Raw genomic sequence first — 21,483 nt, forward strand, 5'->3', positions numbered from 1 at the left:
GCCGACTCACTCAAGTCGTGACCCCGTTTCATCATCTATCGGGGGACAGCCACCATCATGCCCCCTTGCACGGAGCAGGGCCCATTACGGCATCTAGTGACAATGCGTACAAAACCGGATTCCGGTAGTTGTCCGGACTCCATTTTTGGAACGGGGTGTTCTACTAAAGGAACACCGGCGCGATTTAAGTACCAACCGATTTCAAGTTATCCGGGATGGCCGCAGTGGGGCTGGAACCACGCTGCGGCTTTTCCCATTTGCGGGCCTGCTGGTTCAGCGAGTGTTTCGACCGGCAAGTCGCTGACGAACGCCTAGAATTCTCGCGTCATCGCCGGGTGCGTCCGGTTCTTCACCTTGATCCAGTCTTTCGAGCGGCCGGCGCCATAGCGCCGATCGCGGCGTTTCGAGACCAGACCCTCGAGGCCCATGCGGCAGGCGGCGCCGAACAGGTCAGGGCCGATAGCGCCCGCTTCGAACGGCGCGACGAATATGCCGTCCGGCCGGCCGCGCAGCAGCCGCACCAAATTGGTCTTACGCATCGTCAGTGGCAGCTGCCGCAGGCCCTCGCCGCCGACCGCAAGGATGTCGAAGGCGTAGAAGCTGCACCTCGTGATCGTGCCGGCGCGAGTGCAGGGCGTTGAAGTCCGATGGGCCGTCGACGCCTAGGACCACGGCCTCGCCGTCGATGACGAATTGCTGCTCACGGTTCTTCAGCGCGGCCTCAACGATCCAGGGGTATCGCTTGGTCCAGTCGTGGCCGCGCCGTGTGAAGACCTTGACGGCTTCGTTGGAGGTGGACTTGCACGCGGTAGCCGTCGAACTTGATTTCGTGAATCCATCGCTCGCCGGATGGCACGCGGTCGCCTTGACACCGAGCGCTTCCGGCTTTTTCCGCTGGAAGGCCATGGCTACACCAGGCGAAGACTGAATTGCTGCAGGTCTTGTGGTGAGTAGCGATCCACAAACTCCCGCAGGTACGACGGCACGTCGTTCAGTTGCAGATTGTCGCGACGCTGGATTTCGCGGGCAATGTCCTCGGAAACATCTTCCGAGCAGCGTTCGGCTGTGTTGAAGGCGACTACGCGGATCGGCTTGCGATATTCTCCGGCCAGCAGATCCTGGATGACGGTCTCCACCGCGCTCTCCAAGTCTGCTTCGCACCAAGCGCTGCCATTGCGGCCGGAGTTGTCCGCAACCAAGTAGACAGTCTCGTCGCTGTTCGGGGCGATCGACAAAAGCCATCGGAACTGACGCATAAGCACTCACGCAACGGAACCGGGATTCAATTTGTCGACGTCCAATTCGTTCCTGTCGCAGTGCGTACGCAGTTGGATCAGTGTCGGCACACCAACGCGACGGTCTGAATAAGAGGCTTCTTAGTTCACAGGCATATATTTGGAGGATGACCGGATTAGGAACGCCCCCGATTGCCCCTAGTTGAGGGTCTGGAGAAGGCCGATGAATAGGCGAATTGATGAAGCCGTTGCGGCCCGGGCCTACGAGTTGTGGGAGCAGGCTGGTAAGCCAGAGGGCCGAGACGAAGACTTTTGGCGCTTGGCCGAGCAGGAATTGCTCAACGAGGATCAAAGCTCACCTCGACGCACACCGGATACGCTTTAGGCGAGGGCTATCTGTCATACCCGCGCTTGCCGGCTATCATCTGCCCTGCGCAACCCTGAGGAAATTTGGCGGGCGGTCTTTAGAAGACACCATGGGAGAACCGGTCCAGTGGTGGCAACGTCTCGGCCCTGGCTGTCCGCATACGGATCGTCTGTCATCTCCATCGAGAAGCCAAAGGGTTTGAGACGCTTCGCGTACAGATCTTTTGATCTAGTCGCGGATTTCAAGCGCTTGTTCGGAGGGTTGCGGCACCTTGGTATCAGAGAAGGTCGAGTTAATGGCTTCTGTCAAAGCGGAATTGGATAGATACTTTGAATCGTTCCGGCGACGGGTGCCTACGAAGGTGTCGAGCTTCATTCTGAGGCTACGAGAACCATCCTCGTTTTGGGTCCGTGTCGTTGTCGCCGGGTTGATCATCCTGGGAGGCGTCTTCAGCTTTTTGCCTATCTTCGGCCTCTGGATGCTGCCTCTCGGCCTCCTTCTTATCGCACAGGACATCCCTATTCTGCAGAAGCCTCTTCTCATGGCTTTGAGGTGGATCGAGGCCAAGTGGGAGCAGCTGAGAGCGCTCTTTAAGAAGAAACTATCACGCTGATGGACGTGATCCGGAAGTTCTATCTCCACTTCACTCTGGCTGCTAACGACTAAATCATTGACCCGCTTCTCCGCGTCCGCCTGTCTGAGGCCGGTTCGCGCGGCCACGACCTTTGCCGGGTACTCACGATCCGGACCTTTGAGGTCGCCGCCGTTGCGGAAGCTGCGGGTGAACAGGCGCGTCACCTCACTGCGCGTGTCGGCGGGATTTGCGTTCTGGCCCTGTGCCGCGGGGTCGCCGCGCAAAAGCGTGTCGACATACCCGTCCATCGGACGCGCGGACTGGGCGGCGCCTGATGCTACGCCTTGGCTGGCGCCTGTCACAGCGCTGCTGACAAAGCTCGTCGCCGGGGTGGCCAAAAGCGCAGCGCCAAGGACGGACGCAAGCGCCCAGGCGACAAAACCATGGGCCGTATCCCGAAAGTAGACTTCGTCACGCTCGACGCCGTCCCAGCCCGACCTCAGCCGGCCCGCGATATAACCCCCGAGCGACGAGGAAATCATGGCGATGACGATTAGATAAAGCCCGGTCGTGATCTTGAAGGTCGTTGCCGATATGCCGGACTCCGCCCACGTCGAGACGACGCTAAGGCCAAGCCCCGTCCCGAACGCGATGAGGACGAGCGTCATCGCGCAGGCGACGACGGCGCCCGCAACGATTGAAGGCCAGGAAACGCCTGACAGAGACGATGCCCGTGAGTCGCCAGGCGCCACTACGACTGTATCGATCATTTTATCCCCTTGAATGGGATGGCGCAATTTTTCCCCATCTGTCGGGGCAATGAGCAGATAAGGCCAAGGTTCCTGTGTGATGGAACCTTTGACGCCCGGCGCCGGTTAAGAAGGTAGCTGATGAGGGCGATATGACCGGCAAGGACAAGGGCGAGCCTTCGGGCGTATCGAAATTCTTCGGCGATCTCGCCAACAAGACATCGCTTGCGGCGGGGAGGGCGTCGACCTTCATCCTTGCCGCAGGGATTGTGATTGTCTGGGCCATCAGCGGCCCGATCTTTGGCTTCTCTGATACTTGGCAGCTCGTTATCAACACGGGGACGACCATCGTCACGTTCCTGATGGTCTTTCTCATTCAGAATTCTCAGAACCGCGACAGCGCCGCGATCCAGGTCAAGCTTGATGAGCTGATCCGCGTCAGCGAGGCCAGGAATTCTCTTGTCGGCATCGAACACCTGACGGATGACGAGCTGGAAGACATTCGCTCGAGATGCGAGGCGAGGGCGGCCGCGGAAAAGGTCGGTGACGAAGCCGTTGACAAAGCGGGCAAAGCGGCGCGGCGCGCGGCAGACCGGATCTCCGGGTAATGATGTCGGCCGGGACAGACAAGAGCGGAACGCCGGCGGAAAATATCGACGCCATACTGCGCCTCGAAAAGGAGGAAGAGAAGGATCTCGCCGCTCACCACCGGCTTTTTCACTGGATCGGCTGGTTTGTCGGCACGACACAGTTCATCGTGCTGCAGTTCGTAGTTGTGGCCGCCTGGATGGCATTCAACGTCTGGCTCCCGCACCACGCGATCGACGAATACCCATTTCCGCTTCTTGCACTGATCCTCGCGCTCGAAGCGGTCCTCCTTACGTCCTGCGTGCTGATCCGGCAGGGCACTATCGACCGCAGCCTTGAGCGCCGCGACCATCTCGAACTTCAGATCAATCTCCTTGCGGAACGCGAGGCGACAAGATCGCTGCGCATATTGCAGCGAATCGCGAAACGGCTTGAATGCGACGATGACGACGATTGCGCGCCGGACGAGCTTGCCCGCGAGACGTCGGTCGATGAGATCGCCAAGGATCTGAGGGAGCGGGAGAAGGATAAGGAGAAGCCGGAGTCACCGGATGGCGATCGCTTCGCAAATACACTCCGCTAGATTTCAACGGTGGCAAGACTGCCGCCGCCATGCCACCCGGGTCGGGGAAATACATACCTGAGCACAGTGATATCCGATGGCAAGCGAACCCTCTTTGTTATCAGGGGGACAATAACGAGCGAGAGGCGAAAGTAACGAGTGAGAAGCAGGAGACCACCTCAGTTGGCGGCCCCTTTCGCGCCTACGATTGCAAGGCGTTGGTTGCCCCGTTCAAAATCAAGCCGAACCTCGGCGCCGCGATTACCGCAACCCCGGCAGACGAACCGCGGCTCGAGATCGGAGAGCCTTACACAGTCAGGCCAGCGGTCGGCGTCGAGCAATGTGATGGCCGCAATGGCGCAATAGATCAGCACGCCGCGAACGCCCTCTCCCGCATCTCGCCGAAGGTGATCTTGCGCGGTCGACCGTCGGCCTGCGTAGACGTGTGGCGTCTGGCTGGGCGAGGCATGCCTCGATCAAAGCGGCATCGCATGCACCTTGCAAATTATCGAGTCCTATCGGCGGACGAGCGTGAGCCACCGCGGGTCGTGGGTGTGGAAAAGCTAAGCAGCGTCGATCACTCAGAGAGCGCGAGCAGTGGCGCCGCCTATGTCGGAAGGCATACAGACCCGATCGCGGAATCTTCCTAGACTTTAGCCCCCATTACCGCCAACAAACGGCCCCGGCAACTCAGTCTTTGCTGGGGCCGTTTTTCCGCTGGTGCCGATCAGCCGACATACGTCCCCCCTCTCGTGCAGCTCGAGCCAGCCCTTCTCAACCGCATGCTTGATGCCGGCGCCGAACTCCGACCCGGCGGCCTTGAGCGTATAGAGAAACGGAGCATTGAGCTTTTCGATGTGAATGCGACCGTCCTGGATAGCTTCAATGGTCTTTGCGAGCTCGGCCAGTTTGCGGGCAGTGGCGTCAGGAGCGGCAAGGGCGCGTCACAGACCTCTCGCTTGTTTCCCGTCCACGGAACCGTCAACGTTTTCGCCCGCCGAAGGGCCCGGCATTGTCGTTGAGCGCAGGAGGTGCCCTGCGTGACGGCTGGGGCTGTATCCGTACAAGCGAGGCCACCTCCTGGAGCTCCGGCGCAGCAAGATTTCGGGGAGCGATCCACCATCAACGTGGTGGCTTGGAGAGCGGGAGGTCCCTAGGAACTTTCGAAGGTGCAACCCATTGAGCGAACATTCAAGTAGAGGACCGCTCTTGAACCACATCGCAGTTATCTTGATCTTGCTCGTCGGCGGCTCTTCGCTCGCCTTGGCCCAGAGTACAGGTGGATCGAGCAGTGGCGGCTCGGCGGCGAGTGGAACTGCGACCACCGGCTCGAAAGGTTATGCGGGCGGCACCCTATCGACTGGGCATACCATAAGCGGCACTGCGGGCTACTCCAGTCCCAACGTGGGCAACCCGCTCAGCCACGCAGCGACCGGCGACGTGGATGCTTCCTCGGTTAGTCCGGCTCCAACTTCCCACGACAACGCGGTGGACACGCCCGCCGCCGAACGCGCCATAAAGAACCTGGGCAACACCGACATCGGCATTCTCAAGAAGTAATACATGCTGCGCAGCCTGCGTGAGGCCGAGCGTTTTCTTCCCTGGCGATCCTGCGAGGCCGATCGCGGCCCGGCAGGAATATAGGTGGAGGCATGAGCAAGACGGTGCTTGTCTGCGCGGCCCTGACACCGCTCCATTTGTTCGATAATCTCGCCGGGCGGCGGGCCGATTGCGGCTGCGGCGTTCAGTATCGCCCGCGTGCCCCTGCCGACGCGCGCAAGCTGTGCTTTGAATGCGCGCTGCCATCCCTTGAAGAGAACGACACCAAGCTCGTCACCACGCCGCGCATGGTCGAGGACTTCCAGGCCTACATGCAAAAGAAGCGGCACTGATGATCACGGAGGTGCTCGCCCACATCAAAGCGCCGAACTTCACCGCCGGGATCGTGCTGTTCGACGACGTGGTCGAGACGGCACCCCTCGTCCGCTACATGCGACGATCCTCAACCTGCACGGCATCTCCGATTTCGAGGCGCTGCGTTCCGGCCGGTACAATGAGGAGGTGCAGTTCTCTCCTTCGACATGCTGGTGGAGGAGCAGTCTAGTGATTGCCGCGAGGTCCATGATCTTAAATTCCGCGCTGTTTCATCCGCGCCACGTACGGAACACCTTTAAGCCAAAGCCGCAACGCCTCCCAATGGATGGCGGCGATCACCTTGAAGGTGAGAAAGGGCAGACCAAAAAATGCAGCTAAAAGTCGGGCGTCAGTCAGCCGGCGTCGTCTTCCGAAAAACGCGGCCGCAAACATCGCACCCTGCTCGTTCCTCTGCAAGATTCTGACCCTGACATGACGTGCCGGCGGAGAAATGCTGAAGCGGTAATGCATCCTCATCTCCATGAAGGGCGAGACGTAGAACTCCTTGGCCTGGCTTTGCCTTATTGACCGTTTACCGGGCATGTCTTGCACAGGCAGGACGTACAAATGCATCTCTCCGAAGGTGTTGCGCACCTCGTAGATCAACAGCGCGAGGTCGCCCGACGCCGCATAGCAGAAGTAAATCGAAAGCGGGTTGAAGACGTAGCCCAAGAACCGCGGATAGCACAGGAGACGAACACGGCCTCCCGACAGGTCGATGCCGCGCTCGGCTGCCAGCAGCCGCACGTACTGGCTCAGGTTCGCGCCTGTGCGATTCCCATGGTCGCGCTCGTGGAAGCTGAAGATTGCTGCTCGATTGACACCGAACAACCGCGACTGTCGATCGGCGTCGTCCAACCGGTCCAAGTCGATGAGAAGGCTCATCACGTCGTAGGTGAACCTGTGCTGCACTGGCCGCCATCGCGCGTGCATTACCTTCCCCCAGTAAAGCACGACCGGCGCGGCTGCATCCCTCCCTTTGAGCGGCGCTGATCCGAACATCGCACTACTCGGCAGCTTGCGCCGGCAACGAGGTGGGCTGACGCCATGTCGGCGCACTGCCAATTACCTCTGCCACTCGGATTCCGGACCGCAGACCATCCTCGTGGAAGCCGTAGCCGGTCCAAGCCCCACAGAACCATGTTCGGCGACGGCCTTGGATCGCAGGAAGCCGTCTTTGGGCTGCAAACGCAGCCATATCGTAAAGTGGGTGAGCGAAGCACAATTTTTCAAACGTCAGGTCGGCCGCCGGCTCGCGCGGCGGGTTGAGGCTGACAAACAGCGGCTTGCGGTCATCGATGTCTTGCAGCCGGTTCATCCAATACGTCACGGCGACATCGTTCTGGACCGGTGTTTGCCGTGGCCATTGCAGGAAATTCCAGGATGCCCACGCTTGACGTCGCTTGGGCATCAGACCGTGATCGCGGTGCAGATAGACGGCGTTCGGGATGTACTTTATCGCGCTGAGAATGGAACGCTCTTGCGCGTCGGCATCTGATAGCGCCGCCAGGGCCTGATCGCTATGGCAGGCCATCACCACGGCATCGTAACTGTCCGCACCTCCATGACTGTCGCGGATGATCACGCTATGCTCCGTTCGGGTGACGGAAGTCGCCGCACAGCCTAGCCTAATATTGTCCTTGAACATAGCGGTGAGCTTATCGACATAGCGTCGGCTGCCACCCTCGACGGTGCGCCAGCACGGACGGTCCAAGTGCAGGAGCCTATGATTGTCGAAGAAGGTGACGAAGTTCTCCGCGGGAAATGACAGAATATCCGTCGGCGATGATGACCAGATGGCCGCTCCCATTGGCCCAAGATAGTTGGAGAACAGGCGGGCTCCAAATGATTCCCTTTGCAGATAGTCGCCGAGCGTCAGCTTCTCGAGCCGCCCAGCGCGCAAGTCGGCCACGCTTTGCTTGTTGAATCGCAGGATTTCGGCCAGCATTCGAAAGTATGATGGCGACGCCAGATTGCGCGGTTGAGCGAACAGACCGCAGGCAGATTGCAGAATGCCGTCGCCGCCACCGCGCCATTCAAAGCGGCCGTGATCGACGGAGAGAGCAAAGCTCATGCATGTCTCGACGGTCTTCACCCCCAGCTGCGCGAACAAAGATGTCAACTCGGGGTAGTTCAATTCGTTGAACACGACGAAGCCGACGTCAACGTCAACGGCTTCGCCATCGTAGTCGGCCCGAACGGTATGACTGTGCCCGCCAGGTCGCAGCTCGCGCTCGTACACCGTCACCGCGTAGCGCTTCGACAGGAGCCAGGCGGCGGCGTTGCCTGCAATTCCAGTCCCGATCACCGCCAAGCGCATTTTTGAGCTGCCCCCATTGCAATACTTCCGGCTACAGGCCGTGAGAAACATTCGATTCCGACGTCAAAGCCATCCGCCCGGCTCCGACGGCTCCGTCCGCCTATCGTTTGCGGTCTGTGTATTGGAACGTTCGCCGAGGCGACCTGGATCACCTCGCGCATTCGCAAGCTTTGGACCCCAATCTGAAACCGGTGCATAGAGCCTACGTATCAAGGACATGCAGCTGCGCTGAAGGGATGCTTTTCCTGAATTTTCTGGCCATAGCCGCCATTGCACTGGCTTTTTCCGTGCTGATGGCCATTGCATGGGTCGTCCAGCAGCGCACGGGCAATTCCGGCTGGTGGACGCAATCTGGTCCTATTCGATCGGTTTCGTCGGCGCGGTCGCTGCTCTCTGGCCTCTTGTCGACGGATCGTCGACTCGCCGGGCCCTCGTGGCAGGGCTCGTCCTCTGCTGGTCGGTAAGACTTGGAACGCACATTGCGCACCGCGCCACCGCAGGCGTCGACGATCCGCGTTATGCGACCTATGCACGTGAATGGGGCCCTGAGGCTCCTCGCCGGATGTTCAATTTCCTGCAGTCGCAGGCGCTGGCTTCCATACCGCTGCCGTTTTCGATCTTTCTCGCCGCGCACGCTCCGTACCCCGGCCTGAGACTGCAGGACTACATCGGAGCAGCCATCATGCTGGCGGCGGTCACAGGCGAGGCGACTGCTGATGAGCAATTGCGGCGTTTCAAGCGCTCACCATCCAACTGCAGCCCCGTTTGCAATACCGGACTTTGGCGATGGTCACGCCACCCGAATTATTTCGTCGAATGGCTCGGATGGTTGGCTTACCCGGTCATTGCGTTGTCGACTCAATATCCTTGGGGCTGGGCCAGCCTCACGGCACCGGCGATCATGTATTGGATCCTCATGAGGGTGACAGGCATACCTCCGATGGAGGAGCAGATGCTCCGATCGCGTGGTGAACGGTATCGCGAATATCAGGCGAGAACCAGCGCATTCTTCCCGTGGCCACCTCGACAGCCGCCGCGATGATCGGTCGCGCGATCCCGCGCGATGCGGTCAGTCGGCGAAGCAGGCTGCACGAGCGAACGAATAGGCGAAGTGATCCGATGCAGCTCTTGGATCGTTAAGTTCTCGGCCAGTTCGTAGGGTCGGTCGACCTCTGGTGGACTCGGAAGGGAAAGCGGACATGAACCTCGTCTTCACGTATCTTTCTGTCGCCGTAACCTTCGTCGGGCTCGATATGATATGGCTGAAGACCATGGTCGAAAGGCTTTATCGGCCAGTGCTGGGCGATATGTTGCGGTCCGAGCCAAATCTTGCTGCTGCTGCACTGTTTTATCTGGCATATCCCGTCGGGTTGATGTGGTTCGCGGTGCTGCCCGCGCAGCAAGACGGCGGTGTGCTGCGCGCGTTTACTTCCGGTGTGCTGCTGGGTTGCTTCACTTACGCGAGTTACGATCTGACCAACCAGGCAACGCTGAGAAACTGGTCGACCGGGTTGACTGTAGCTGACGTCTGCTGGGGATCGCTTCTCGCCGGTGTCAGCGCTTTGAGCGGCTTTCTTGTCGCTCAACGGATGGCGCACTGATGCGCGTCGCAGCCAAAGCGCCGAGCGGGCAAGGTCGCAGGAGCTGGAATTGGCACCGGCGCGCCGCGTTCCTTTGTATCGTTCCTACCACGGGGCTTTTGATTGGATTGCTCAACCGGCCCGGCGCGTGGTACGCCGCGCTGAATAAGCCATCCTTTAATCCGCCRGATACCGTTTTTGCACCCGTTTGGACTATCCTGTTCATGCTCATTGCAGTGGCGGGATATCGCACCTTCGAGGCGGAGCCGCGCGGCATCGCAATGAAATTATGGACCGTTCAGATGGTTCTGAACTTCGCGTGGCCGCCCATTTTCTTTTCGCTTCATCGCATGGACATCGCACTCGTCGTGATCGTTGCCTTATTCGTCGTCATAGTCGCATCCGTCTGGCTCCAGTGGAGCGCAGACCGGTTGGCAGCGTCGCTCTTCCTGCTCTATGCAGGCTGGGTCGCTTTTGCGATGTACCTGAATCTATCGCTGCTTCTCCTGAACTAGCGTTGCCAGCATGACGGCAGGTGCCGTCGGCGACGAAAGGGAGTCGTTGCTGCTGGATTCATGGATGTCTCCGAAGCTCATCCATCGCTTCTCTGGTTTCCGTGATCTTCCCGGACAACGACGTGAATGCTGTCTGGACTCGCCCTTGCGCGTCTTCGTCAAGCAACAGCGATGAGGACTCGACCAGCTTGTTGACGAAGCGCTCCATGACGTTGAGCAGGCGATGGAGGTCATCCGCAGGCTGTTCGTCCGCAAGACGTTCGACCTCTCGCACGAGCTCTCCAAGCCTGATCACCGCGGACACGAGGCGGTCTTCGTGTTTGCGCAGGGGAAATTCAATAATCTCGTCCGTCAACTCCGAGTCTCCATCGCCTTTACGCCGTGCCAGATGCTGCAAGGCAATCCTTCCGCATCGCCAGAAGAGTTCGGTGCAGCCAGGTCTTGACGGTACCTACCGGCACGCCAAAGCGCCGTGACAGACTCGCGCGGCTCTCGCCCTCGAGATAGGCGAGCGCCACCAGCCTGCGTCGATCTTCCGGTAAACGAGCCAGCACTCCAAAAGCGATGGGTTCGGCGCGGGCAAAGTCCAGGTCGTCGATCGGCGAGGCATCTTCGTTGGTTGTGATCATAAGCGCCTCGTCGAACTCGCAGGTCGGCAACCTTCTTACCCGCAGATGGTCGATCGCGGTATTGCGGACAATCGCGGACATCCAAGCCATTGCTGGAGCGCGGCTGGCGTCGAAGCGAGGGGCGTTCCGCCAAATTTTCAGATAGGTGTCCTGCAGAATGTCTTCGATATCGTGAGGCGGAGCTCCGATCGCGAGGGCGGTCCTGCGCAGCCTACCTCGTGTTCGCATGTGCAGCTCTGAGAACGCTCGTGTATCGCCGCTTGAGACTCGCGCCAGGAGTTCGGGTAACGACTCGTTCTCCAGGCGTGAGCAGGCCATGGCTGGTCTCCCTTGCGTTTGCTGTCTTGAAACGCTTCGGGCGCGCGATCGGATCACGGGGGAGGGGACCGAAGGTGATCAGAGCCGAACGAATGGTCCGATCAGCCTGCCGAGCAGACCGTTCAGTCGCAGGTCGCCCGTCATCGCAACTAAGCAGACACATGGGCCTTCATTACCGACAATCGGTCGATGGTCGATCTCGCCATCACCATAGTCGAAATCACCAGGACCAAAGCGACCGCCCTTGTGGCTGAAGCTGCCTTCGAGCACGAGGGTCAATTCGGTACCGGTGTGAGTGTGCTCGAGCATGCGCGTACCCGGCGCAGACCGAAGCAGGAAGGCCCGCGCCTTGCCCGAGCCGGAAAGCTCGATCGGCCGCATACTCACGCCAGGAGCTACGCGCCTGGGTTTGCCGATCCGGTAGTTTCGCAGCGCCGACGGAGCCTCTCTCGCCATCCCGAATGTGTCCGTCTGGGGCGGCATCGCTCGGCGTTCAGCTGCATTGCCGATCCGTGACAAGACGCGCTCGAACGCATCTGATGCCATCGGGACCGGATCGATATCCTCAAGCGCCAAGCCCGCAAGCTGCTCTATGGCGCGCACGAACCGCGCGCATCTTGCGCATTCGGCCACATGCAATCCCACCACGAGGTAATGAGCCTCTTCCAGCCTGCCGGCCGCAAAGTCGGCCAGAAGATCTTCCGGCGGATGATGGCTGATAGTCATGCTTCTTCGTCCAATATCTCTCTCAAGCGGTTCATCGCCAGTCTGATCCGCGACTTCACCGTTCCGAGCGGAATACCAAGCAGGCTTGCGATTTCCGGATGCGGTCTCTCCTCGATGAACGATAGCTTCACCACCATGGATTGCTCAGTCGACAACCGCTTAATGGCTGAGGTGATCCGGGCGGTATCTTGAACGCGGGAAATGACAATATCGGCCGGTTCGGCGGGATCCGGTGCATCCGGCAGCTCGGAGACCCCTTGCAGGCGATCCGCCCGCGCCTTGCTGCGGAGCAAATCGATCCGCGAGTTGCGTGCGATCGTGTATATCCACGCGGCGGCCCCGGCTGTCGCCGGATCGAACTGGTTCGCCTTCCGCCATACTGCGATCAGGGCGTTCTGGGCGATCTCCTCCGCCTCGTCGGAACTGCACCCGGCCTTCAACATCAATCCTTTGATGCGAGGCGCGAAGTGCTCGAATAGGCGTTTGAACGCCTCCCGGTCACGGGAAGAGGCGACTCGTCCGATTAAATCAGCCCAGTCCACCTTCGGCTTCGGCCCTTTGCTCACACTGGTCGACAACCGCGCCACAAACCCGCGAGGCACACCAGCCTCGGCCCGGATTGGCACATGCAAAGCTCGGATAGCAGTGACCATAGTTGCTCGACAAGTGACTTCTCAGGTCTAGAACGCACGACAGCAGGCAATGGATCACTTGTCGCCTAAACGGTCATGAGAGATTGTGGCTCGTCCGCATCAGCTCAGCAGCCGCCGACTACTCCAGTTTTGGTGGGCAATGCCGGAGGAGGGGGCCTATTTGATCTGCCATTCAATGGACGCCCCCGGCTAGGGTCACATTTCGCGGTCAAAGCGAGTGCGGGACCGCGTCCGCTCTGCCAACGACAGCCAACATCGGGACCTAAGACTGCCTCATGAAAGCATGATCGGCTGCTTCGGGGCTGGGGCCATGTTGGCTCAAGGGGTCATAAGGCGACGTGGTCAATGGCGCCGGTCTTCGCTGCAAAGCAGACTGAGCGGCGGTGAACCGCGCCAACCGGCCCGACCGTTATCTGCGCTCAGTGCGGTAGCTCGTCGTGTCTGCTTGCCACAAAATCTTTCTCAAAATAGAACGCTGCCGGGCTCGAAATACACGTCCCGGCAGCATCTCATTCTCAAACTGAGCCCTGAAATCCCAGTTGGCTGCAACGTAGCAATAGCCGTGCCACAGGTTTGTGACACCCGCCCCGCTGGACTTCACGCTGGCGGGCCTAGCACTCCCGGCGCTCTAATCCGCAATTGCATCGGCAGCCGGGAGCATTGGGGTCTATCTTCAATCTGCGACGGCCCAATGGGCTCTTTTCGGGTTAAGCTTTGGGACACAGTGGCGAGCCGCTTGGTGCGAAAGCGCACAGAACCTGGCTGCCGGTTCCTATAACTTATGACCACCGAGGCGACCCCATTACCGCCGAGGTACCTCCGCCGGCCCCGGCCTCCACCTCAAAAGCCCCCCACGGCCGGGGCCGAATTTAAATAGACGGGCCACGGTCCCCCGACGTTAGGTCAACGTTGCTTCCTTTTCCCAACTAACCAAGCACGGTATGGAAATCACTACAGGTTGCATAAGCAGGGGACGCTTATGGATTGGGCGGAACGGACTTACCGGTTCAGTTTTGTCGTGCTGTTCGATCTTCAGCGCTTTGGGGGTGGTATGGATGATTCTATCGCTGTGAGCCGTGCTGCGCGGGGCCTCAGCACGTATCGTGCGGTTGGGTCTTGGTGCGTGTCGTTCGCTTGGATTGCACTACTCGGGTTTGTTGCCTACGCGATCGCTAACCTTCCCTGGTAAGGCATCAAGCCAAGCAGGCAATCGGAACGAGCGCGAGCTACGACTGGTCGTGGGTGTGGAAAAGCAAGTCTGGCCGCCGGTTCACGCTGGCGGGCCGAATTTCAATAGTGACGTGATTTTAGATCAGCTCTAAACTCGTTCCTGCTTGAGGGCGAGGCGGTGTTTTGGAGCGGGATCATGCGAGAGTTTCGCGCATATGTAATCGATGGCGAGGGGCACATTGCGCTTCGAATTGACATTGAGGTGCAGGACGAGGCGGAGGCTCGGGAGCGAGCCAAATTGCTTGTAGACGCGCACGCGGTCGAACTTTGGGAAGGCGCAACCAAGCTCGATAGATTTGAGCCGATCAGCAGACACTAAGGCCGCCTCAGGGGGCGCGAGAAACCCGTAACGGGCAACCGTGGCGTTTTTTTCGTGTTCGAGGCGACCGAGTAGCGGGCGCGGTCGATTTAACGCATGGACGGGCCGCGCTGCGAATCCTGGCGCGGGCCTGCTTCATTCAAACCGGCGCGACATAGCCGGATGCGCGCGATTCTTGATCTTGATTCAGTCGCATGTGTGCGGTCGATAGCGCCGTTCCCGATGCTTGGAAACGAGCCCTCGAGGCCCATCTCGCAAGCAGCCGCGAACAGATCCGGACCGAGCGCGCCTGGCTCGAATGGCGCGACGAAGATTCCTTCCGGCCGGCGGCGCAGCAGCTTGCCGAGCTCGGCCTTGCGCTCGAATAGCGGCAGCTGGCGCAAATCGTCGCCGACGAGCTCGAGCAGGTCGAAGGCGTAGAGCTGGCCTCGGCGTTGTGCTTGCCCGAATGCAGCGCGTTGAAATCGGAGATCCCGCGCGCGTCGAGCACCACGATCTCGCCGTCGATTGCAAAGCGCGCCTGACGCAGCTGGCGGGCGGTCTGGACAATCCAGGGGAAGCGCCAGGTCCAGTCGAGGCCGGCCTTGGACTCGAGCCGCACGGCCTCGCCGTCGCGCACCAGGCGCGCGCGATAACCGTCATATTTGATCTCGTGGATCCAGCCGGGGCCGGCCGGCACAGCCTTTGGCGACCTTCGGAACGCAAAACTCAAAGGCGTGGGGCATGCCGCGTAGTAGGTGCTGCGGCGTGCGGTTGCCAGTTGTTCCCTAGTCCTGGTCGACCTCGAGCTCGGCGACCAGGCGGCGCGCTTTCGCCTGCCTTAGGCAACAGGATCTCGACGGCGCGCGATCTCGGCGGCTCGCGCTGGCGCAGCATTTGTGCGCGGTCTGCGGGATCCCATTGAAACTTTTAGTCCCAGCCGAGATTGAGCTACCGGCCAGAGTTTCGTTTTGGAGGATCGGCAATGGCCAATTCTGCTCGCCCATGGACGTCAGAAGACCTTGAGAAACTCAAGGCGATGGCCGGGAATCACCGCCGCGAAGACATAGCCGCCGAATTGAATCGAGGCGTCTCATCGGTGGCTGTCAAAGCGCATCAGCTCGGTATCTCGTTGCGATACCACGCCACGCCAAAGCGTCGACCTTCAACAGCCGAGTCAGCGCCGGGCCATTGACTCGATTGTTTTCGCCTGCGTTGCGCCTTCAGGCGACACCGCGCAAGGGCAGGGCCAACTGCATGTCAAGGCGTCGTGTGGCGTTGGCGGCGATGAAGTCTTGCAGCGCAGATGAGATCTCGGCGTCGGTCTCGGCTACGCGCTGGGCCAGCGCATCCGCGACGTCGGAAGTCGCATCCCGCGACCACCCCTCGATGGGATTGAAGGATACAATTCGGACCGGGTAGGCGTACTGGCCGGACAGGAGATTTTGCAGAACGCCCTCGAGGCCAGTGTCAGCCTCATCCTTCTCGCGCCAGGCGCAACCGGCGCGCGCGCCGAAGTCTTCAAGCACCAGATAGATGTCACGGTCGAGGCGATCGGCGGGCACGATCGAGGGCGAGGAACGCATACGCTACTCCGATGTGACAACGGTAGAGAGACGGCCCCACTAATCCCGGYGGAAAATCTGGCCCCGCTCGGCCGCGAGCGCGAGCTCTGTCCATTCGCGCGCAAGCTTCAACCAGCCTTCTCGATCGACCTGGTCGAGGCTCCGAGCCGCCTCCTCGCGGCAGGCCGTCGCCTCCTTGAAAAATTGCTCAGCTGAGGAGATCATCTCGGCATAGTGTGAGAAACTACTGGGTACCTTGGTCTTCATCGTTGCCTCGGCGCATAACCGTTCGTGCGGTAGACCGGCAATCGCATGCCTCTGGCGGCGCGACTTAACGGCAACCTGACCCGGGAGCCGGCGTTCCTATTTGCGGCTGAGCCGCTTGAACGAGCTTGATCGCGACCGCCTCGGTCAAGCTGACGCCGAGACCCAAGGCATCAAGTGCGCCGACCTCATCAGCAACGCCTTCCTTCGCCAATTCCACTTTAGTCTGCAGTTAGGAACGCAGCTTTGAACTCGGGGTTAGATGGCGAGAACCTGTTGGAGCGCGTGTCACCATGTACATGTACAGGGAGCCCATCCTAGACGAGCTAAGGCAGGTCGAGCGTCAGGTAGTTGAAGGCGAGCGGCGACTTGCAGAGCAAGAGGCTCTCGTCGTTGGTTTGAAACGGCAGAAGCAGGATACGAGCAAGGCCGAGGACGAACTCGAACGGATGCGCACCGACCAGCGCCTACTTCAACAGGAGCGACTACGGCTCTTGGCGGTGCAGCAACCATAAGGCGCCCTTCGGCGCTAATTCCGACGCAGTGACCGCCCGCCTGCTCGCCCCCCTTGCCACATATCGCGCCAAGCCCACCAGAAGGCTAACAACTACACGCGCACTAGGTCCAGCTCAAATACCGGGTAGCCTTTGCCGGGTTCATGCTCCAAGCCAATAAACGCGCGGGATATGAGGCCGCTGCTGCAGGAAGCGCTCGACGGTGCCGCTGTCCAAGAAAAATTCGGCGGTGTGAATGACGAGCACGTACCGCTCGTAAGTTCGCACTGGCGGTTTCGAATTTTTAAATCCAGCAAATTTTGAAGGGCATCAACGAGGTCGTCGCGGCCCCAGTTGAAATAGGCTTCGGGCTTCCGAGGCTCTTCGCCTCGCGCCCGCTGTCTCACCGCCTTGATGGATCGTTCGAGCGTGGGACGGTGAACCAGTTCTGTCACCTCGATGCCAGAAAATTGGCCGTCGAGCGTGGCTTCGCAATAGGGCGGGTCTTGGCCAACTGACCTCAGATCAGTGACCTCAGCTTTGGCGGCCTCAAGGACTTCGCGCGCAATGCCTCTTTCGCCGACAGGCTTGTCGCGCCAATACCAGAAGCTGTTCCATTTTCTGGTGTTGGCCAGGATCAACCGCCCAAGATCGTCATCGTCATCGTCATCGTCGTTCATCCCGAAACCCACCCGCTCGCTTGGCCTTCCCGCGCCTCACGATCATGAGCGTTGCCCCGGCATCGGCGAGGTGCCGATATACCGGTCGAGACCCGTCAACGTCGGCCCCCCGGAGCGACGCCAGGAACATCGTGGTTTCTGCCAAGTTTTCCCGAAGTCCTCAAGCTCGTGAGGGCAAACCTCTAGGCCCCGGCTCATCCCCCATTTGGGCTGGGGCCCTTTTCTTGCGGGACAAGGGACTCAAGGGGAACAACAAGTGCGGGCGAAAATTTAAGTCGTCGCGGCTGGCGGAGCTTCTCCGGCCTACCCCTAAGCCCCCTGCAGCCGGGGGCCGTCTCATACCGTTGTCGTGTCGGAGTAGCGTATGCGTTCTTCGCCCTCAATCGTGCCGGCCGACCCTCTCGACCACAACATTGCTGAGTGTCGCGAACATGCTGATCACTACAAGAGACTTTCTGACCACTACAAGAGACTTTCTTCCGCGAGCGGCATCTCCAAGGACCGCGCCACCGCCCTGAAAAACATCGCCCGAACCTATGTCGGTTTGGCCGGCCAACTGGATAGACTGGCGTCTCTCGCGAGGAACGAGCAGAGGTAGGTTCTCGCCTGTCCGGCTTCGGTAGCTTAGTTTTATTTGAGAGGGCCTTCTTTTACGAAAAGAACAATTTGAGGTCGGCGTCGTTTAGGTCAGATGAGACGGTATTATTTTGACATCAGAGAGGGTGACGAGATTTTCCCGGATGAGGAAGGTCTAGAGCTCTCAACCATAGAGAAGGTGCAGGAAGAGGCGGCGCGCTCGCTTGCCGATATGGCCAGAGATGCCGTCCGCACCTTAGGGGGCGATAGCCAACAGCTGTCGATTGAAGTCCGGGATGACAGCGGTCCGGTGCTCCATCTCAAATTCACATTCGCGGTCGAACGGCGCAGGCATTGAGGCCGCCTCCGTCGTTGGCCTGTGTTCCTTCTGTCGGGAACCCGAGTTCTGGCTTATGGTCCGGAGATCACCGCTCCGTCCGAGGCGCCCATCGGTGACTGAGATTGCTTCATGCTCCCGCCTTCTAGGTCGAGCGGAAGCCATGTGTGAGAAGTGCAGTCAGTACGAGGACAAGATCGCCCGGTATCGGCGCCTGTCGCTCGGAATCAACGACCGACAAACGCTGGACGGAATTGCAGTCCTAATCGCACAGGCGACGGACGCGAAGGCCCTCATTCATCCGTCTCCACCGGAAAAGCAAGGCAGTCAGTAGGACGGCTTCACATTCGGCGCTGGATTCCTGGCGGGGCTCTTTATGTTCGACTTCGATCTATTTTCCAAACGCGAATGGGCGACGATGATTGTTGCTTTCGCGGCTGTGACCGCGCTCGCCCTCTACGGGTTTTTCCAGGTTCTCGACTACCTGGCACCACGCCTGTAAGGCCCCTCGGTTTGCTGCCTATTTCGGCCCAGCACCTTCCTATTTGCGAGACAGCAGATCTTCACCGGTCGGCATTAGCTTCACGTAAGTGCCGCTTTCGTGCTTCGACAACCAGGCGCGTTCGATCGCGTATTTGAGCCCCGCGCCGAACTCGCTGCCGCTGCCCTTCAGCTTGAACAGGAACGGCACATTGATCCGCTCGATGTAGATGCGCCCGTCCTGGACAGCTCCAGAATGATCCTCGTTCTTCTGCTGGCTCATTGAGCTCTGACGTGTTGGTCGCTATACATTCAATCCGTAGTATTCCGGAATCCGTAGACCCCGATTCGGCTTTAGTATTGTTAGAGGGCCGCCTTGGCCCTCGATAGGAGAGAATAACGGCTCTCGCTGTATTAGCGCCAAAGGTATTTCGCTTTACTGATCTCGATCAGTATCGAACAGCCGTGCGAAATCTGAAGGTCGAATTTACGCCTCTCGCACGGAAAATCTCTGCTGAGCAAGTCATCCTAAGTCTCCCGGGATGTGACATCAATTTTGCCAAGTCTTTCCCGCGCATCGCCGATGGTCAGCTTGCCGACAATTGCACAGCTGTCGGGTTCTCGATGGATGACGGGTTTCCCATTCGCTTCAACGGGGTCGAAAGAGATCACTCAGCTATCGCGATCGGCGGCAGCGGTGCTGCATATTCCACGGTCGAACGAGCCGAGCGGCAATTCACATCGATTATTTTCACGCCAACGATACAGGATCGTGGCTGGCCCCAGGCCGGTCCCAACTGGAAAGCGTTAGAAACGAGCACCGCTGCGCAGCATTGGCTGCGCGAGCTCGTGAGGCAGATCCTGTCAATTTCCGCGACATTCGATGCCTGCGAGACGGGCAACGCCTCGTCCGCAATCCGGGAGTCCCTACTGGCTGGAATTGATGCCGCATTCGCCGACGTGGTTGACGCAAGATGGGCCTTTCATGCGAATTGCCTCGGGTATTTCAGGATTTTCCGAGATATTCAGGAAGTATTGTCCGGTAACATTGGGCGTCCGGTCTACAGTGATGAACTTGCGCGAGAAGTTGGCGCCTCGGTGCGGACCATGCACGAGGCGGTCAAGCGATACCGAGGAATGAGCCTCCACCGATATTTGCGCCTGAGGCGTCTCTGGCTCGTGCGGCAACGACTGCTGGCCGGAGCGGATAGTGTAAAGGCGTGTGCGCTCGCTTTCGGATTTTGGCACTTGGGGGATTTCGCGAGGAGTTATCGTCTTCAGTTCGGCGAACGACCCTCGGACACTCTGGTGAAATCGCGCCTCCAATGATGCGGCACAGCCGCTCGCGTCGCTCGTATTGCTGCTGGTCGTGGCGACGCCGATGATGCCGATGATCGGCTCTATTTTGCCCCCGGCAGCAGCAACCGGGCTTTGCATGGTGGTCTCTACCGAAAACTTAAGCTCGGGCGTAGTGGTGATGAAGTCCGCTCAGGATGGCACGTGACCTGACCGCACCGGTTCGCTGAACCGGGCGAGAAACGGGCGCATCCTTATCCAAGGCCAAGTGTGTCCGCGTCGCATTATAGTAGCGAGCGTAAGATCTCAGAATCCGGCGCAGATGTGTCTCCCCCAGGACAATGATGTGGTCCACACATTCACACCGGATTGATCCGATCAGGGCGAGGCCAGGACGGCAAGAACGAAGCAGAACAGCCCGATCATTCCGCCAGCTTAGGCGATTCCAACGCGGCATCACACACGGATAAGGTTTTCGGTACACACAGCCAGTTGCGACGGCAATATGGTGGTCAGTTCTGCACTTCGGCCGCAAGCAGAAGTATGTATGGAAGTCAGGCGCGGGCTTCTGACCGGCAATGATATCCGCGTTTACATGCATCACTGCCAATTCCAGTTTTGGCGCTAACGGCTCGTACAGCGGTGCGATGCGAGCCCAATGGCCATCAGACACATTGTCGTCAGCCGTACGTACGATCTGATTGAGACGACCGGCCGTGTCTGCGTTTGCTGGGTTCGCAGCAAGAAGCTTCGTGGAAGCAGCGGCGAGCGTTGAGATAAGGTATTTGATAAAATCGAGTTTGTCGGACATAGTATCCTTGTATGACCGGTCAATTCCGTGTTGTGGCACGCGAAAAATCCGCCGCGTGCCTTGCGGGTGTCGATGGCCTTAACATCGGAAATTAAAATCCTGCTCATCCCTCGTTCATGTGCACCTTCTACTGTGCCGTACGTTCTAGCGCTCCACAGGAGGACACTTATGAAACTCAAGCTCGCACTCGTTGGACTAATCGCGCTCAGCGGCGTCGCGTTCACCGCTGGTGCGGCATCGGCTATGCCGCTCGCTCCTCTCGGACAAACATCAAACGTTGAGAGCGTCGCCTTGGTTTGTGGTCCGAACGGCTGTGTCCGCACGGCACCGGTCTATCGACGGTATGGCTACGGCGTCGGTCGCTATGGCTATGGCGTGCGTCGAGGTTACGGATACCACCGTGCGTATGGCTATCACAGGGGCTATCGTCGGTACTGACTGTTAACGGCGAGGCCGCCAACTGAGGCGGCCTCTCTCTCAAAGATTGAATACAACATAGAGACAAGAACCATTGAAAAGACACCTAGTCCTATGATGGCAATTTTCAAAACCAGGTCGGCTGCCAAACGCACCTCCTTTAGCTTCCAAATCAGCCAGAATCATAGCCTTACTTCGGTGGCAGCAATCCGCGCGAGTTAAGCCATCCGTCAATGTGGGCGGCGATATCGGCTTCGCGGGCCTTTTTCAGAAGGTCCTCGCGGTCCTCGGGAGGCAAGTGATCT

At 59.4% G+C, this 21,483-nt stretch carries 27 protein-coding genes and 1 pseudogene; 13 read left to right on the forward strand and 15 right to left on the reverse strand.

What is annotated here, in order from left to right; all coding sequences use genetic code 11:
- Positions 1–311: 311 nt before the first annotated feature.
- From AB4Z51_RS37300 to AB4Z51_RS37310, 3 genes are read right to left on the reverse strand one after another with little or no spacing between them, the layout of a single operon-like run.
- The gene (locus AB4Z51_RS37300; protein WP_441499144.1) at positions 312–614 is read right to left on the reverse strand and encodes an ATP-dependent DNA ligase; all 303 of its coding nucleotides are present in this window, start codon (positions 612–614) and stop codon (positions 312–314) included.
- Entirely contained in the window at positions 532–906 is a 375-nt protein-coding gene (locus AB4Z51_RS37305) for an ATP-dependent DNA ligase (RefSeq protein ID WP_441499125.1), read from the reverse strand. The genes AB4Z51_RS37300 and AB4Z51_RS37305 overlap by 83 nt, the downstream gene beginning before the upstream one ends.
- A 2-nt stretch (positions 907–908) precedes the next feature.
- Positions 909–1,256: a hypothetical protein gene (locus tag AB4Z51_RS37310; protein WP_441499126.1), complete on the reverse strand. Its 348-nt coding sequence runs from the start codon at positions 1,254–1,256 to the stop codon at positions 909–911.
- A 202-nt stretch (positions 1,257–1,458) separates the two neighbouring features.
- On the opposite strand from AB4Z51_RS37310, the gene AB4Z51_RS37315 reads away from it, so the two are divergent.
- Complete coding sequence (locus tag AB4Z51_RS37315; protein WP_080586918.1) at positions 1,459–1,620, forward strand: DUF2934 domain-containing protein; 162 nt, start codon at positions 1,459–1,461, stop codon at positions 1,618–1,620.
- Positions 1,621–1,830: 210 nt separating this feature from the next.
- Here the strand turns inward: AB4Z51_RS37315 and AB4Z51_RS37320 are convergent, their stop codons facing one another.
- Complete coding sequence (locus tag AB4Z51_RS37320) at positions 1,831–2,946, reverse strand: hypothetical protein (protein ID WP_441499127.1); 1,116 nt, start codon at positions 2,944–2,946, stop codon at positions 1,831–1,833.
- A 131-nt stretch (positions 2,947–3,077) separates the two neighbouring features.
- Here AB4Z51_RS37320 and AB4Z51_RS37325 point away from each other — a divergent pair, with 131 nt between their 5' ends.
- The 4 genes from AB4Z51_RS37325 (at position 3,078) to AB4Z51_RS37340 (ending at position 5,967) form a co-directional block, all read left to right on the forward strand.
- A complete protein-coding gene (locus AB4Z51_RS37325; RefSeq protein WP_135216705.1) occupies positions 3,078–3,533 on the forward strand; it encodes a low affinity iron permease family protein in 456 nt (151 codons plus the stop codon).
- Complete coding sequence (locus AB4Z51_RS37330; RefSeq protein ID WP_441499128.1) at positions 3,533–4,096, forward strand: DUF1003 domain-containing protein; 564 nt, start codon at positions 3,533–3,535, stop codon at positions 4,094–4,096. Before AB4Z51_RS37325 ends, AB4Z51_RS37330 begins: the two co-directional genes overlap by 1 nt.
- A 1,188-nt stretch (positions 4,097–5,284) precedes the next feature.
- Entirely contained in the window at positions 5,285–5,635 is a 351-nt protein-coding gene (locus AB4Z51_RS37335; protein ID WP_135216680.1) for a hypothetical protein, read from the forward strand.
- Positions 5,636–5,727: 92 nt separating this feature from the next.
- The gene (locus tag AB4Z51_RS37340; RefSeq protein WP_441499129.1) at positions 5,728–5,967 is read left to right on the forward strand and encodes a hypothetical protein; all 240 of its coding nucleotides are present in this window, start codon (positions 5,728–5,730) and stop codon (positions 5,965–5,967) included.
- A 235-nt stretch (positions 5,968–6,202) separates the two neighbouring features.
- On the opposite strand, the gene AB4Z51_RS37345 is transcribed toward AB4Z51_RS37340, so the two are convergent.
- A complete protein-coding gene (locus tag AB4Z51_RS37345; RefSeq protein WP_441499130.1) occupies positions 6,203–6,991 on the reverse strand; it encodes a DUF1365 domain-containing protein in 789 nt (262 codons plus the stop codon).
- A 4-nt stretch (positions 6,992–6,995) separates the two neighbouring features.
- Positions 6,996–8,309 (reverse strand): NAD(P)/FAD-dependent oxidoreductase, encoded by a 1,314-nt coding sequence (locus tag AB4Z51_RS37350; protein WP_441499131.1) that lies wholly within the window; start codon positions 8,307–8,309, stop codon positions 6,996–6,998.
- A gap of 236 nt (positions 8,310–8,545) precedes the next feature.
- Here AB4Z51_RS37350 and AB4Z51_RS37355 point away from each other — a divergent pair.
- From AB4Z51_RS37355 to AB4Z51_RS37365, 3 genes and pseudogenes are all read left to right on the forward strand, one after another.
- Positions 8,546–9,351: pseudogene (locus tag AB4Z51_RS37355) on the forward strand (DUF1295 domain-containing protein).
- Positions 9,352–9,508: 157 nt separating this feature from the next.
- Entirely contained in the window at positions 9,509–9,910 is a 402-nt protein-coding gene (locus AB4Z51_RS37360; protein WP_135216676.1) for a DUF2177 family protein, read from the forward strand.
- Positions 9,910–10,404: a TspO/MBR family protein gene (locus tag AB4Z51_RS37365; RefSeq protein WP_135216675.1), complete on the forward strand. Its 495-nt coding sequence runs from the start codon at positions 9,910–9,912 to the stop codon at positions 10,402–10,404. The genes AB4Z51_RS37360 and AB4Z51_RS37365 overlap by 1 nt, the downstream gene beginning before the upstream one ends.
- A 58-nt stretch (positions 10,405–10,462) precedes the next feature.
- On the opposite strand, the gene AB4Z51_RS37370 is transcribed toward AB4Z51_RS37365, so the two are convergent.
- The 7 genes from AB4Z51_RS37370 to AB4Z51_RS37400 all read right to left on the reverse strand — a co-directional run bounded on the left by AB4Z51_RS37370 (position 10,463) and on the right by AB4Z51_RS37400 (position 16,090).
- Positions 10,463–10,759, reverse strand: a complete 297-nt coding sequence (locus AB4Z51_RS37370) for a hypothetical protein (RefSeq protein ID WP_135216674.1) — start codon at positions 10,757–10,759, stop codon at positions 10,463–10,465.
- 19 nt (positions 10,760–10,778) lie between these two features.
- Positions 10,779–11,351 (reverse strand): RNA polymerase sigma factor, encoded by a 573-nt coding sequence (locus tag AB4Z51_RS37375; RefSeq protein WP_135216673.1) that lies wholly within the window; start codon positions 11,349–11,351, stop codon positions 10,779–10,781.
- A gap of 78 nt (positions 11,352–11,429) precedes the next feature.
- Positions 11,430–12,077, reverse strand: a complete 648-nt coding sequence (locus AB4Z51_RS37380) for a ChrR family anti-sigma-E factor (protein WP_135216672.1) — start codon at positions 12,075–12,077, stop codon at positions 11,430–11,432.
- Positions 12,074–12,619 carry a sigma-70 family RNA polymerase sigma factor gene (locus tag AB4Z51_RS37385; RefSeq protein ID WP_441499145.1) on the reverse strand — a complete coding sequence of 182 codons (546 nt, stop codon included), beginning with the start codon at positions 12,617–12,619 and terminating at the stop codon, positions 12,074–12,076. Before AB4Z51_RS37385 ends, AB4Z51_RS37380 begins: the two co-directional genes overlap by 4 nt.
- A gap of 1,799 nt (positions 12,620–14,418) precedes the next feature.
- Positions 14,419–14,958, reverse strand: a complete 540-nt coding sequence (locus tag AB4Z51_RS37390; RefSeq protein WP_244623406.1) for an ATP-dependent DNA ligase — start codon at positions 14,956–14,958, stop codon at positions 14,419–14,421.
- 523 nt (positions 14,959–15,481) lie between these two features.
- Complete coding sequence (locus AB4Z51_RS37395; protein WP_441499132.1) at positions 15,482–15,844, reverse strand: hypothetical protein; 363 nt, start codon at positions 15,842–15,844, stop codon at positions 15,482–15,484.
- 39 nt (positions 15,845–15,883) lie between these two features.
- Complete coding sequence (locus AB4Z51_RS37400) at positions 15,884–16,090, reverse strand: hypothetical protein (protein WP_441499133.1); 207 nt, start codon at positions 16,088–16,090, stop codon at positions 15,884–15,886.
- 290 nt (positions 16,091–16,380) lie between these two features.
- Here AB4Z51_RS37400 and AB4Z51_RS37405 point away from each other — a divergent pair, with 290 nt between their 5' ends.
- Entirely contained in the window at positions 16,381–16,602 is a 222-nt protein-coding gene (locus tag AB4Z51_RS37405) for a hypothetical protein (RefSeq protein ID WP_244623404.1), read from the forward strand.
- Positions 16,603–16,694: 92 nt separating this feature from the next.
- Here the strand turns inward: AB4Z51_RS37405 and AB4Z51_RS37410 are convergent, their stop codons facing one another.
- Positions 16,695–17,261 carry a hypothetical protein gene (locus tag AB4Z51_RS37410; RefSeq protein WP_441499134.1) on the reverse strand — a complete coding sequence of 189 codons (567 nt, stop codon included), beginning with the start codon at positions 17,259–17,261 and terminating at the stop codon, positions 16,695–16,697.
- A gap of 691 nt (positions 17,262–17,952) precedes the next feature.
- On the opposite strand from AB4Z51_RS37410, the gene AB4Z51_RS37415 reads away from it, so the two are divergent.
- The gene (locus AB4Z51_RS37415; protein ID WP_135217282.1) at positions 17,953–18,195 is read left to right on the forward strand and encodes a DUF6894 family protein; all 243 of its coding nucleotides are present in this window, start codon (positions 17,953–17,955) and stop codon (positions 18,193–18,195) included.
- A gap of 355 nt (positions 18,196–18,550) precedes the next feature.
- Complete coding sequence (locus AB4Z51_RS37420; RefSeq protein WP_354266852.1) at positions 18,551–18,676, forward strand: hypothetical protein; 126 nt, start codon at positions 18,551–18,553, stop codon at positions 18,674–18,676.
- 39 nt (positions 18,677–18,715) lie between these two features.
- Here the strand turns inward: AB4Z51_RS37420 and AB4Z51_RS37425 are convergent, their stop codons facing one another.
- Positions 18,716–18,937, reverse strand: coding sequence for a hypothetical protein (locus AB4Z51_RS37425; RefSeq protein ID WP_441499135.1), 222 nt, complete (start codon positions 18,935–18,937; stop codon positions 18,716–18,718).
- Between the two features lie 824 nt (positions 18,938–19,761).
- Between AB4Z51_RS37425 and AB4Z51_RS37430 the strand changes: the two genes are divergently transcribed.
- Together AB4Z51_RS37430 and AB4Z51_RS37435 are read left to right on the forward strand one after the other, a co-directional pair.
- The gene (locus AB4Z51_RS37430) at positions 19,762–19,983 is read left to right on the forward strand and encodes a helix-turn-helix domain-containing protein (RefSeq protein ID WP_309248202.1); all 222 of its coding nucleotides are present in this window, start codon (positions 19,762–19,764) and stop codon (positions 19,981–19,983) included.
- A gap of 52 nt (positions 19,984–20,035) precedes the next feature.
- Positions 20,036–20,158: a hypothetical protein gene (locus AB4Z51_RS37435; protein ID WP_301309079.1), complete on the forward strand. Its 123-nt coding sequence runs from the start codon at positions 20,036–20,038 to the stop codon at positions 20,156–20,158.
- Positions 20,159–21,483 lie beyond the last annotated feature (1,325 nt).

The organism is Bradyrhizobium sp. 2TAF36, assembly GCF_052114925.1.
In the GTDB taxonomy this organism is placed as follows: Bacteria; Pseudomonadota; Alphaproteobacteria; order Rhizobiales; family Xanthobacteraceae; genus Bradyrhizobium; species Bradyrhizobium barranii.